This is a genomic window from Adhaeribacter pallidiroseus (assembly GCF_003340495.1).
Lineage (GTDB): Bacteria > Bacteroidota > Bacteroidia > Cytophagales > Hymenobacteraceae > Adhaeribacter > Adhaeribacter pallidiroseus.
The window spans coordinates 730,454-743,905 of record NZ_QASA01000001.1 but is presented as its reverse complement, the minus strand read 5'-3'; the positions used below and the strand labels follow the sequence as shown (position 1 = coordinate 743,905).

Annotated in this window: 9 protein-coding genes; 6 read left to right on the top strand and 3 right to left on the bottom strand. The window is 45.9% G+C overall.

Annotated features, from left to right (window positions below):
• Positions 1-76: 76 nt before the first annotated feature.
• From AHMF7616_RS02715 to AHMF7616_RS02695, 5 genes are all read left to right on the top strand, one after another.
• A complete protein-coding gene (locus AHMF7616_RS02715; protein ID WP_115371485.1) occupies positions 77-787 on the top strand; it encodes an SDR family NAD(P)-dependent oxidoreductase in 711 nt (236 codons plus the stop codon).
• Between the two features lie 14 nt (positions 788-801).
• The gene (locus AHMF7616_RS02710) at positions 802-2,127 is read left to right on the top strand and encodes a cryptochrome/photolyase family protein (RefSeq protein ID WP_115371484.1); all 1,326 of its coding nucleotides are present in this window, start codon (positions 802-804) and stop codon (positions 2,125-2,127) included.
• A 111-nt stretch (positions 2,128-2,238) separates the two neighbouring features.
• Positions 2,239-5,979, top strand: coding sequence for an Ig-like domain-containing protein (locus AHMF7616_RS02705; protein ID WP_115371483.1), 3,741 nt, complete (start codon positions 2,239-2,241; stop codon positions 5,977-5,979).
• A 9-nt stretch (positions 5,980-5,988) separates the two neighbouring features.
• Complete coding sequence (locus AHMF7616_RS02700; RefSeq protein WP_115371482.1) at positions 5,989-6,990, top strand: PorP/SprF family type IX secretion system membrane protein; 1,002 nt, start codon at positions 5,989-5,991, stop codon at positions 6,988-6,990.
• A 47-nt stretch (positions 6,991-7,037) separates the two neighbouring features.
• On the top strand, positions 7,038-7,901 hold the full coding sequence (locus AHMF7616_RS02695) for a dienelactone hydrolase family protein (RefSeq protein ID WP_115371481.1): 864 nt from the start codon (positions 7,038-7,040) through the stop codon (positions 7,899-7,901).
• A gap of 266 nt (positions 7,902-8,167) precedes the next feature.
• On the opposite strand, the gene AHMF7616_RS02690 is transcribed toward AHMF7616_RS02695, so the two are convergent.
• Positions 8,168-9,163 (bottom strand): lipid A deacylase LpxR family protein, encoded by a 996-nt coding sequence (locus tag AHMF7616_RS02690; protein ID WP_158546080.1) that lies wholly within the window; start codon positions 9,161-9,163, stop codon positions 8,168-8,170.
• 170 nt (positions 9,164-9,333) lie between these two features.
• Here AHMF7616_RS02690 and AHMF7616_RS02685 point away from each other — a divergent pair, with 170 nt between their 5' ends.
• Positions 9,334-9,837 (top strand): DUF4112 domain-containing protein, encoded by a 504-nt coding sequence (locus tag AHMF7616_RS02685; RefSeq protein WP_233507292.1) that lies wholly within the window; start codon positions 9,334-9,336, stop codon positions 9,835-9,837.
• Positions 9,838-10,062: 225 nt separating this feature from the next.
• Here the strand turns inward: AHMF7616_RS02685 and AHMF7616_RS02680 are convergent, their stop codons facing one another.
• Positions 10,063-11,271, bottom strand: coding sequence for an aldose epimerase family protein (locus tag AHMF7616_RS02680; RefSeq protein WP_233507289.1), 1,209 nt, complete (start codon positions 11,269-11,271; stop codon positions 10,063-10,065).
• Between the two features lie 23 nt (positions 11,272-11,294).
• Positions 11,295-13,334 (bottom strand): beta-L-arabinofuranosidase domain-containing protein, encoded by a 2,040-nt coding sequence (locus AHMF7616_RS02675; protein WP_199474066.1) that lies wholly within the window; start codon positions 13,332-13,334, stop codon positions 11,295-11,297.
• Positions 13,335-13,452 lie beyond the last annotated feature (118 nt).

Sequence of the window (13,452 nt, the reverse complement as noted above, 5' to 3'; positions counted from 1 at the left end):
ACTTAAGAGTTGTAGTTTCCATAAATTATCGATCCGACTATTTTTTTAAATTTTTCTATAGAACCAGACTCCCCGTATGGCGGAAAAAAATATTTTAGTGATTGGCGCTAGTTCCGGCATTGGGGCGGCGCTCACCCAATTACTTAATCGCGAAAATTACCGGGTGTTTGCCCTGAGTCGGCATCAGCCTGATTTTTTACCTTTGCCCAACGTAACCCCTATTTCCTGGGATGTGCGGCAAACCCCTACCCCGGAATTAATAAACCAGTTACCAGATACGCTGCACGGCTGTATTTACCTGCCGGGCAGCATTCATTTAAAACCTTTTCACCGGCTTACTCCCGCCGATTTCCGGGAAGAATGGGAGCTAAATGTATTAGGCGCCATTACGCATTTACAAGCTTTTTTACCGCACTTAAAAAAAGCCGGGGAAGCTGCGGTTATTTTGTTTAGTTCGGTGGCAGCCCAAACCGGCATGAGTTTTCACGCCTCCACGGCTTCGGCCAAAGCCGCCGTAGAAGGTTTAGGCAAAGCCTTGGCGGCCGAATGGGCCCCGTTAAAAATCCGGGTAAATGTTATTGCGCCTTCGCTTACCGATACACCTTTAGCCGGCCACTTACTAGCTACGCCCGAAAAACGCGAAGCGGCCGGCAAAAGACATCCGCTTAACCGCACCGGCACGCCCGCAGAAGTAGCCGCGCTTGCTCAATTTTTATTATCCGACGCAGCCGCTTGGATGACGGGCCAGGTAATTGCTATGGATGGCGGTTTATCGTCGCTTCGGTAATCATAATTTAAAAAATGCTGTCTACTACTCCCGTTGCCATTTTTTGGTTTCGCCGCGATTTACGCCTTCCGGATAACGCTGGCTTGTACCACGCTTTAAAAGGCGGAACGCCCGTATTACCTTTATTTATTTTTGATACGGATATCCTGGATAAACTCCCGGATACGCACGACCCAAGGGTACAATTTATTCACGATACCATTACGGAACTCGCCCGCAGTTTGCAGCAGGCAGGTTCCGGGCTTTTAGTGAAAAAGGGCCAACCCCGGGCTGTATTCGCGGATCTGATGCAAAATTTAAAAATTGCGGCTGTATACACCAACCACGACTACGAACCCTACGCCGAACAACGCGATACGGAAATCCGGAATTTACTAGCGGCAGAAAACATCTCTTTTCATACGTTTAAGGACCAGGTAATTTTCGAGAAAAACGAGGTAGTTAAACCCGACGGCAAACCTTACACGGTTTTTACGCCCTACAAAAAACGCTGGTTCCTGACCCTGAATAACTTTTACGTGCAATCGTACCCTACCGAGCAATATTTTAAAAATTTAGTAGGTACGGCTCCTTTTCCCCTGCCTACCCTGGCCGAGATCGGGTTTAAACCTACTTCTATCAGGTTTCCGGGTAAGATAGCGCCGGAAGCAATTATTAAAACATACGACCAAACAAGGGATTACCCGGCCCAGTCCGGAACCTCCCGGTTAAGCTTGCATTTACGCTTTGGCACGATCAGCATCCGCGAAACAGTACGGTTGGCGCAACGTTTAAATTCTACTTGGCTGAATGAACTTATTTGGCGCGACTTTTACCACATGATCCTGTACCATTTTCCGCAGGTGGCGATCCAGGCCTTTAAACCCGCCTACAACCACATTCCCTGGCGCAACAACGAAGATGAATTTGCGCATTGGTGCGCCGGTACTACCGGCTACCCGCTGGTAGATGCCGGCATGCGCGAGTTAAACGCTACCGGGTTTATGCACAACCGGGTCCGGATGGTAGTTGCCAGTTTTTTGTGCAAACATTTACTCATTGATTGGCGCTGGGGCGAAGCTTATTTTGCCGGTAAATTACTGGATTACGACTTAGCAGCGAATAACGGCGGCTGGCAGTGGGCCGCCGGTTCGGGCTGCGATGCAGCCCCTTACTTCCGGGTATTTAACCCCAGCGCACAAATTCAAAAATTCGACCGGCAAAAATTATACGTGCAGCACTGGGTGCCCGAATGGGAAAGTTCCAATTATAATAAGCCTTTGGTTAACCACGAATTAGCGCGAAAAAGGGCCATAAACACCTATAAAGAGGCGTTAGCTACATTCAAAAATAACCAGTAATCATTAATAACGTTATAAAAATTTTAAAATTGCATTCGCATATTTTCTCCTAGTTTTGCTTAAATTTATCAAATTTACTAGTAGATTCAGGCGATTTATAATTTCACCTCAATGCAGCAGCTTTTACGTTACTTATACTTATCTCTGGTTTTTGTACTTTTCTCGGTTTTTACTTACGCGCAACAATGTCCCCTTCCAAATAGAATAACTCCAGCAGGCCCTGTTTCGCTTTTTGTTTGTAATGGCGGCTCGATTACTATCACTGCCAACGAAGGTCTTAACAATCCGGATTTAAAATACAAATGGAAGATCAGCGGAAGAGACGCTGCTCCCGGAGATACCAACCAAACCTTTACCGTTACCCAAGCCTTTATAGAAGCCCAACAAGGCCGGATCGCCGATATTTATTACGAAGTTACGAGTAGAAGCGGGTCTTGCCCCGGTGGGGCTAACACTTCCAAGCCCGTAACTGTATCCCGCAGGACTGCTGATTTAGTAGCTCCCCAATTTACCATAACTACCGCTAGTCCTCAGTGTTCCGGCGTTCCCATGAACTTCCGGGTTAATGGAACGGAAGATCCGAATTTAGATTATATCTGGGATTTTGGCGATGGCACTACCGCCGAAGGTTTCACAGTGGCGCATCCTTTTATTTATTTGGGCGCTGGTTCCAAACAATTTAACGTAACCGTAGTAGCCGCTACGCCGGGGGCAGGTTGTCGTTCGGCAGCATCTGCACCGCAATCGGTAACCATTGATGGCGGGCCTGTTTTTACGCCGGCCGATGTTATTGACAGTGCTAATTTTGAAATTTGCATTCCGGAGGATTCCTCAGTGAACGTGAGAGCAAAATTATTTAACAATATTTCGGCGGCGAATGCGGCCAATATTACCCAGTATATTGTTCGCTGGACTCCGGACGGAACGCCTGAAAGCTACGATCCTTCATTGTTCACGGCCCAGAACTTTATCCGGAATACCATTCCTTTTGACACTACAGGTACTTTCCCCATCAGCATAACCGCTGTAACGGCTGCTTGCAGTACCACCGTAACAAAGTTGTATCAGATTGCTACTAAACCGGTGGCCGGTATGGAAATCGTGAAAAAAGAACGGGCCGAACCACCTGCCGCAAACCCTTTAGATCCGGCTCCTTGTGTACCGGTAAACGTAACTGTATCGGATACTACCGAGGCCAGAGGCGGCAAAATAACCCGTAAATGGGCGGTATTGAATAATCAGGGCCAGCCTGCCACCGGGTTTATTTACATTGACAACACTACCGACACGTCCGCTACGCCGGTTTACCAGTTTACCGCTCAAGGCCGGTTCCAGATTCAATTGATCGTAGAGAACCGCTGCGGCCGCGACACTACCTCGCAAAGTGTATTGATTGCCTTCCCCGAAGTGCAATTAAGCGGCATTGGTCCGGTTTGCGGCGACACCACTATTGCGTTCACGGCTCAAAACGTAAATTACGATGCCAATTTGGGTACCGAAGTCGCTGGCTCCTTCCAGTGGGTAGTATCGGGTACCAGTGGGGCTACTTATGTAGAAGGAACATCCGCTACTTCAAAATATCCCGTAATCCGGTTTCCCAATATAGGGGATTATCAAGTCTCTGTCAGTTTTGCGAATGAGTGCGGCCGATCTAACGATCCTTCCATTGCGCAACAAGGAGATCCGAGCCAAACCGTCATCACGATAAATCAGATTCCAAATCCACCCACTATTGCGGTAGCCGGCCTAGCCATTTGCGCTGGAGAAACCGCTACTATTACGCCAACCGGTCCGGCGGGTAATACTTTTAATTATTATACCGTTGCTACGGGAGGTACCCCAGTAGCTACTGCTGCTACCTACACCACTGGTAAATTAACGCTTCCTACTACCTTTTATGTAACTACCCTTAGTCCGAACGGCTGCGAAAGCACCGGCCCTCGTACCCGCTTTGATGTAAATGTTTTTCCGGCTATAGAAAATAATACCATTTCTCAGGATCAGGAAGTATGCCAGGGTTCGGCTCCCGTTTTATTATCTGGCACTCAGCCTACCGGCGACGACAACTCCACCGGTTACCGGTACACCTGGCAATTTAGTCAGGCTGGATTAAATGGTACTTATAATACCGCTCCCGGTGTTAGTAACGGTCGCGATTATACCCCACCGGTTCTGCAGAGCAATGCCTGGTTCCGGCGCTTGGTAATCTCTGCCTCCTGTGAGCCTGATACCAGTAACGTAGTTGCTATTACCGTAAGTCCCCGAGTGGCCGGCGGTACTATCAGCGGGGAACAGCAAGTTTGCGTTAACGAACCCGTACTGCCGCTTACCGGTAGTGCTTTACCTACTGGTATTATTCAGTGGCGTAGCAGTACCAGTAGTGCTAACGCCGGCTTTGGACCTGCTACCAATAGAAATGACGAAGAAAATTACGAACCGGGTGTACTGAGTCAAACTACTTGGTTCCGGCGTTATGTTCTCTCGGCTGGCGGCGGTTGCGTCGATTCTTCGAATGTGGTACAAGTTACGGTTACGCAACCGGTAACAAATAACACCATTCTGGCCGATCAATCGCTGTGCGGTGGGGAGCGGCCGGCGCCGTTAACGGGTTCAACTCCGCAAGGGGGCACCCAGCCGCTGCAATTTATCTGGGAAAGCAGTACCACCGGGCCAACCAGTGGCTTTACTGCCGCCACCGGCACCAACAATACCGCTAACTACAACCCACCGGCAATTACCATTACTACCTGGTTCCGGCGCGGTGTTCTTTCGGGAGGGTGCGATACCAATTACAGCAATGCTGTACAAATAACGGTTTTACCGGCTATTACGGCTAATACCATCAGTGGCACCGAGCCGGCCGTGTGTGAGAATACGGCACCCCAAACCTTAAATGGTTCGGCCCCGGCGGGCGGCAATGGCACTTACACGTATTTATGGGAAAGCAGTATTACCAGCGCTACCGCGGCTTTTGCGCCAGCCGCTGGTACCAATAACACCCAAAATTACACACCGCCGGTTATTACCCGCACTACCTGGTTCCGGCGGACCGTGATTTCGGATAATTGCTCCAGTGTTTCGGAAACGGTACAGATAGATGTTACGCCTTTACCTACCGCACCGGTGGTGCAGGCTGCCAATGTTTCCACTTGTACCGATAGTACCGCCACCCTGGTAGCTACTGGTCCGGGTGGCACCTACCAATGGTTCGAAACAGCTACGGGTGGTAACATACTTTTTGAAGGAGCTACTTTTGTAACGTCGCGGTTACGGCAAACCACCACGTACTACGTGCAAACGGTTAATCAAAACCAGTGTGTGAGTCCAACCCGTACCCCAGTTACGGTAAATATTGTTTCCATTACCGCCGATGCAGGCCGCGATACCACCATTATTGAAGGCAATACCATGGAACTGATTGCCCGGGGCGGGGTACGGTACCAATGGGAACCCGCCGCGGGCTTAAACGACCCGAATGTGCAGCGGCCGGTGGCCCGCCCAGCCAAAACTACTACCTACAAAGTTACCGCTTACTCCGAAGAAGGCTGTTCCGCTACCGATGAGGTAACTATTACGGTTATTCCACGGGTAATAATTGTGAACACTTTTAGCCCGAACCACGACGGCATTAACGAAACCTGGGAAATTCAGCAAATAGAAAATTATCCGCAAGCAACCGTGGAGATCTTTAATCGCTGGGGTACCAAAGTATTTACCTCTGATACCGGCTATAAAAAAGCTTGGGATGGTACGTATAATGGCCAGGATCTTCCGTTAGCTACCTATTATTACATTATCCGCCTGGATAATATTTCTAAACCTATTTCGGGTAATGTTACGCTCGTCCGTTAAGATTATTGTATGAAAAGAATTTTATTAATTACTGCTCTATTGGTTGGTTGGGTAACGGGAGTACAGGCGCAGCAACGGCCGCAATTTAGCCAATACATGCTAAATCAATATTTGTTTAATCCGGCTGTCACGGGGATAGAAGATTATACCGATGTACGAATGGGCACGCGCTACCAATGGGTGGGCCTAGATGGGGCGCCCGTTACGTATTACGTGAGTGCTCACACCCCGCTCAACAAAGAAGCGGCCAGCGTTAAAAACCGGTATAATAACAAAACGCATACGGTTAATCGCAATCGCTTTTACAAAGCCCGGCCGCACCACGGTGTGGGTATTATGGCCAACGTAGATAAAACCGGAGTTTTGCGCCGTACCAATTTAACCGGTAGTTACGCTTTTCATTTACCGGTTAGCCATACCATTAACGTTTCGGTGGGGCTTTCGGCCGGGATGATCCGGAATAGTTTAAATACTGCGGAGGCAACGTTCATTAACCCGGCTGATCCGGCTATTACCGCTGACTTTGTAAACAAAACGTATTTAGACTTGAACTTAGGCACCTGGATTTACTCCCAAGATTTTTTCGTGGGTTTAGCTGGCGCCCAACTCGCCCGGGGCCGTACTGATTTAAATAATTCACCCATCCAGAAAACCCCCGGTGTAATACAACGACATTTTTACGCCACAGCCGGCTACAAGTTCCGTTTAGGCAACGATTTGGCCTTAGTTCCTTCGGTGATGATGAAAATGGCGGGCCCCAGCCCTTTTTCGGTAGATGCTAATTTACGGGCTATTTACGCGGACCGGGTTTGGGCTGGTGTTTCGTACCGGAGCCAGGAGTCTTTTGCCGGATTGGTGGGCTTAAACATTAGCTACCTCATGGATATTGGGTATTCCTACGATTATAACAACTCCGATCTAAGCATAAGTAACACCGGTTCGCACGAAATTGTACTGGGCTTGAAGTTATTTAATAAAGGCAAGGTTATTTGTCCACAGTGGATGCAGTAATTTAGATGTTGGATGTTAGATGTTCGATAAAAATTTAAAAAAATACTATGAAAAAACTTTTTACGCTACTATTCTTCTTATCGGCTACCACTATTCCGGCTGCTCTGGCCCAACACGCTAGCTGTTGCACCAAGCCTAGTGAAGTTTCGCAAACTTTTGCGATGCTGGTAAGCACTGATAAAAAATTTGTGATGGACCACGCAAATCCCCTACCCTACACGCACCAAAGCGAAGTTGGTAAAATGATTACCTTTACCACCGCTGATGGCCAGACTGGCAAAGGCTACGAATTAAAAGCTTCGAAAAAATCAAACAATTACTTGTTCGTTTACCAGGAATGGTGGGGTTTAAATGATCACATCAAGAAAGAAGCCGAGAGTTATTACAATGATTTAAAACAAGAAGTAAATGTAATTGCCGTGGATTTGTACGATGGCAAAGTGGCGGCCTCCCGCGAAGATGCCATGAAATACGTGCAGGGAGTTAAACCTGCCCGGCTCGAAAATATCATCAAAGGTGCACAGTCGTATGCTGGACCTCAGGCCAAAATAGCTTCTATTGGCTGGTGCTTTGGCGGCATGTGGTCCTTGCAATCAGCCATAATTACGGGTAAGCAAAATGTAGGCTGTGTAATGTTTTACGGAATGCCCGAGAAAGAAGTAGCCCGCTTGAAAACTTTAAACAGCGATGTACTGGGATTTTTTGCCACCGAGAAAATGATTTCGCAAGAGGTAGTACAGCAGTTTGATGCCAACATGAAACAAGCGGGCAAAAAACTGACTTACAAAATCTACGATGCACCGCACGCTTTTGCAAACCCCAGTAACCCGGATTATAACAAGCAATTTGCCACCGAAACCCACCAACAAGCCGTTAAATATTTCACGGGCAAATTTAAGTTAAAAGCGTAAACGAGTAATTATTGGTTTTCCAAGTACCCGGTATTTGTGCTAAATTTTAAAAAATCAAGGTTGTGCTCAGAGGGTTTTACTAACTCCGGGCACGACCTTATTTTTTTAAATTTTAACGAGACAACAGCCAAATATTAGGTAATTAATTACCAATGACTAACCCGCAATAAATGGGTAAAACTGTTAATTGAAATCTCCGCGATTCGGCCATTTTTTAAATATTCAATAGAACTGCTGTTATAGGTCAATCATTAACAATCGGTTAGCTAAAATGCGAAACCTACGTTAAAGTGCATCCATTTATGGCGGCGGCTGTTGGTAAACTCCGGCGAAATAAAGTTAACAGCTGTTTCGAGTCGTAAACCTTTAACAATTAGAGCCAAGCCGGTTTGACTTTCCAGCACGGTGCGCGAAATCTGGGAGGCTTCCAGAGTGTATACATTATTTGCATTTAAAAAACCGCCCTGCATGGTAGCATTATACCCCACCAACCTTCCTTGGGTGCGGCCAAAAGCATACAGTTGCCATTTGCGTAAATTGGCCTGGTTCCTTGTTGTTTTATTACTGATGCCCAGATCTGAAAAATAAGAGTTCATCCACCCCAACCGGACCATAGCCCCGGCCGTTGCATGGGTATATAAAGTACCCAGACTCCCTCCTGCTTCCCCGATTATTTCCAGTGGTTTAGTATGTACAATTCCTTTCTGATATAATACATTATAATTTAAGATTAAATCCGTTTTAATCTGGTATTTCCAGCCTTGCGGTATCCCGTGGTGCAGGTACTCGTGAATTTTTCGTTGAAACTTACCTGCCCCGGTAGCCGGCCCGATTATACCTAAGTCTAAAGAACTGGTAATTCGTTCTTTTTTAATTTTATGAGTAGAACCGGCTAACTGATTTAAAAACATATACGAAGCATAGGGCCGGTCGCCGATCCGTATTTCCGGGTCCCGGATGTTCGTGGGAGTAAATCCGTCGTATTTATAAGCCAACCCGTAAAACTTTTCAGCCCCCGTGTTTTTAGACGTAAGCAAGATTTTATTAATTATTGATTTTTGAAAAACCGGGTTAAAATGAATTACGCCAATCCCTTGCGTATAATAATAATCCACCTTAAAAGTAGCATCGTTATCAAAAATAAAGTAGAACAGCTTATCCTGATTTACAAAAACAGAATCAGCGGAGTATTGAGCAAAGGCTGGTAGAGAAACTTGTAGAAAACAGAAAAACAGCGATAAACCAATAATCGGTTTGAACAAAAAATTTAAAAATAATGCGTCAGGTGCAGACCAACTGCGAAAAAATTTAAAAATATACGCCATCATATTAGAAAACTGCCTACTTACCTAAAGGTTTAGAACTACTAAACCGCTGCGAACCGGCAAAAAACGTTACAAAACTTTATAACCACCTTTAAAATTAAAAGATTTTGAAAAATACCGAATCACCACTCACTCCTTTACCCGACGAACGATTAAGATGGGTAGAATCTGTAGCTCGTTTAATGGACAGTCAGTTCCGGTTCCCGGGTACTAGTTTTAAATTCGGGTTAGATCCCATACTGGGTTTTATTCCGTTGGCCGGTACACTTTCTACCTACGCAGTTTCGGGTATACTGGTCTTTACCATGGCGCGTTACGGGGTAAGCCGGAAAGTGGTAATTTTGATGTGTTTTAATATAATTCTGGATGCCCTATTAGGCAGCATTCCGTTAATCGGGAACATTTTTGATTTTGCTTACAAGGCCAACGATCGCAATGTGCGTTTGCTGCGCCGGCATTACCAGGAAGGAAAATATAGTGGCACCGGTACGGGAGTTTTGATTCTTATTATGGTGTCTTTACTGCTGGTACTTGGGCTTATATTTTACGGCTTGTGGGAGCTCGGAAGCTTTTTGTGGCAATACGCACACCACACCTGGAGCACTTACTAAGCCAATAAAGCCAGTGCTTTTTTCTTCATTTTTTAAAATTTTTTAGAAAAATAGGTGATTATAAAGAGCCTGGTATTATCCGTGATGGCGATTCAGGTAAACTTGATCTCAGAACCAAAAGCTCTAAATAAAAATCAGAACTACATTTTTAATGTCCTTGCGGTGAAATCTATTTAGCTGACTTGTTAAATAGATTCCGCCACAAGGATTTATTATTTTTACTATTTACTTGCTAAAGAACCGGTAAACCGAGCTAGTGCGGTAAGTTTTACCGGGTTCCAGCATTATAGAAGGAAAATTTGGTTGATTAGGTGCGTCCGGGAAATGCTGGGTTTCTAAACAGAAAGCAGTCCGAAAATCGTCTTTGGCCCCACCTTTAAAGGTGTTTTTACTTTGCATAAAGTTACCACTGTAAAATTGTAAGCCGGGTTCTGTAGTAAGCACATCCATGGTTATGTTGCTTTTATCGCCGGTTACCCGGGCGGCCATGTTTAAACCCTGGGCTTTATTCTCGTTAAGTACATAATTGTGGTCGAAGCCGCCGCCATTTTTTAATTGTTCGTTTTTTGCTTCGATGTTGGTACCAATGGCCAGCTTTTTCCGGAAATCAAAAGGAGTGCCGGCTACCGGTTCTATTTTACCCGTCGGGATTAACGTGGCATCTACCGGCGTATAACGGTTGGCGTTTATTTGGATGATATGGTTTAGAATGGTACCGCTGCCTTCGCCGTTTAAATTAAAAAAAGCATGATTCGTCAGGTTCACCGGTGTTTTTTTATCGGTGGTGGCCTCATAGTCCATTTTCAATTCGTTGTTGTCGGTTAAAGCGTAAGTAACTTTCACGTTCAGGTTACCCGGGAAGTTTTCTTCCAGGTCTTTCGACAAGTAGGTCAGTTCCAAAGTATGATCGTTGGGTTGGGTAGCGTTCCAGACTACCGCCTGAAACCCGTTTTTACCGCCGTGCAGAGTATTGGGTCCGTTATTGGTAAAAAGCTTATACTCCTTACCATCGAGGGTAAATTTACCATTGGCAATGCGGTTACCTACCCGGCCAATGGTAGCCCCAAAATACGGCTCGGTCGACGCTTCGTATTCGGCGGCGTTTTTAAAACCCACTACCACATCGGTCGGTTTACCATCTTTATCCGGCACGATTAAACTTACCAAACGGCCACCATAATTGGTAAAAACGGCTTGGGTGCCTTTGCTATTGGTTAAAGTATATTGCTGTACTTCGGTACCATTTTTTAATTTTCCGAAAGATGTATTATTTGTGGAATCAGTTGAAACCGTAGTAGCCGAAGAATCGGTTTGAGTGCCTGAAGCGGTAGTAACTGATTCCGTTTGATTCTGCTTGGCATTGCAAGCGGGCATTACGAAACTACTGGTGCCTAAACCCAGGAGCATTAAAGAATTTTTTAAAAAATTGTTCATTTTATACGATTGTAAACATCTAATTAATTTGGTACCACCGGAAAAGCTACAATCCGGACTTTGGTACAACCATACGGCACCAAGGTTATCTTCTCTACGTTAGATTCTACTTTACCGCGGTAAATTCCGGTACGATCGGTTACTGGTTGAGGGGCTACATCGTTCACAATTTGCCAATCCGGTATTTTCTTGGCCATAGCCGTAATTTCAAGGGGAGCATTGGCCAGGTTCCAGACAAAGGAATCCGATACGGGTTTACTGTTTTTAACCTGCAGGTTTTTGGCAGGTTCTTTCACTGTATTTTGCAGCAAACCGTAGTTCCAGGCCGATTTTGGAAACACATTCCAGTAATTGCCTTCTTTTTCATCGGTTCCTTTTTCCCATTTTTCTTCCAGTTTTAGCGCGTAAACTAAGGGGCCCCGTTCGATACTCCGGGAATTACGGCCCCAGTTACTGGTGGTTACTTCCATGGGTAATTGCAAGAGTACTTTATCTTTATTTTTCCAGGTACGATTCAGGGTAATAACCCCGGCATTTTGCTGGGCTTCCACGGTTTGTCCGTTTATTTTAACTACTGGTGCCTGGCACCAGGCGGGTACGCGCAGCTGCAAAGAAAATGCAGCAGTGTTTTTGGTAGAAATTTCAAAATTAATAACATCCTCGAAAGGATAATTGGTAACCTCGTTAATGGTTACCGCGGTGTTGTTTTTGCCGACTTTGGTTTTTAACTGGTTGGGACTATAAGCCATGGCAATTACTCCCTGATCCGCGGTGCCGTACCATAAATGCTGCGTAAATTTGGTCCAACCCTGGTGCATGTTGGCTAAACAACACGTATAACCACTGCGCATGCCGTACACGTTGTTCATTTCGCGTTCAAAGGGTAACGAAAAATTAAAAACGCCCCGCTTTACCTGCACCTGGTTCGCGATCTGAAAATATTGCTTGGCATAATAATCATCGGTAGTTTGCGTCGGCAACGCATTAAAAGTCATGCGTTCCAAAGCATCGGCGTAGCGCAGATCACCGGTGATGCCAATTATCTCTTCCAGCGAAAACATGGTTTCCACGATCGTGCATAGTTCAGTGCCTTGCGTTGGATCGTTGCCGTGCAAATCTTCATCGCTGGAAAAAATACCCATGGGTAAGCCGTGCAAAGTCATTAAATCGTTAAAACCGGTATTTAAAGCCGTCAAGTATTTTTTATCTTGTGTACGCTGGTAATTAATGGCGGGCGCTTTTATCGCCATAGCTACATTTACGCCGTGCCGACGCATCCACTGTTCATCGTTTTGCTGCGTGGCCGCCCCAATTACCCAATCGCGGTTGCCCAACCAGGTACTCCAGGCAAAAGATTGCGACTCAATTAAACCGGCCAGTTCCAATAAAGAAGGGTCTTGGGTGATGCCGTATAACCATTGCACCAGCATTACATTTTCGGTTCCCCGCGATTCGGCCCAGTCTGTCCATTTACCAATCGGGCATTGCTTTAAAGACTTAAGCTGATAATTGAAATACTTGGTGAAAAACGGAATTACCCGCGAGTCTTGCGTGGCGGTGTAATATTGATGCATTACCTTCAACATTACCATTTTGGGCCACCAATCTTCCCCTTGCCCGCAATTTTCGGCGGTTACTTTTACGCCTTTTTCCCGTTCTTCTTTAGTGATCGGGCCAAAATAGCCGGAGGGCCGCTGATTATCCAGGGTCCAGTTAATGTAGCGGAGCACTTTGGTTTGTAAAACTTTATCTTCGAGTAAGTAGGCCAAGGGCACGGCCCCGTCGAGCCAGTAAGGTGTTTCTTCCCAGGCATCGCCTTTGCCGCCGAGCCAGCCATTATCGTTTTTTACTTTCGGGTAAATTTCGTCCAGATGGCCAGTAGTGCCCTTGCGCATAATCTGCAATTGGTGGTGCAACCAGCCTTTGGGATTAATGGCGCCTAAGGGCAAGGCCTTATAGACTGGCGCAACGTACGAGGGTGCTATCGCGCTACTCTCGGTTTGATAAAGTTCAACGGGCTTAAATGAAGTACAAAACAGGAAGGTTAAAGAAGAAGCGAGCATTTTATACCTCATAAAAATGGAAAAAATTTAAAATTTTTGTTTTTTTAGAAAGCAAGAGATATACCTACAGCGAAGTTTTGCAACCTGCCATAAGAAAGTACCTACTGGAACTTACCCG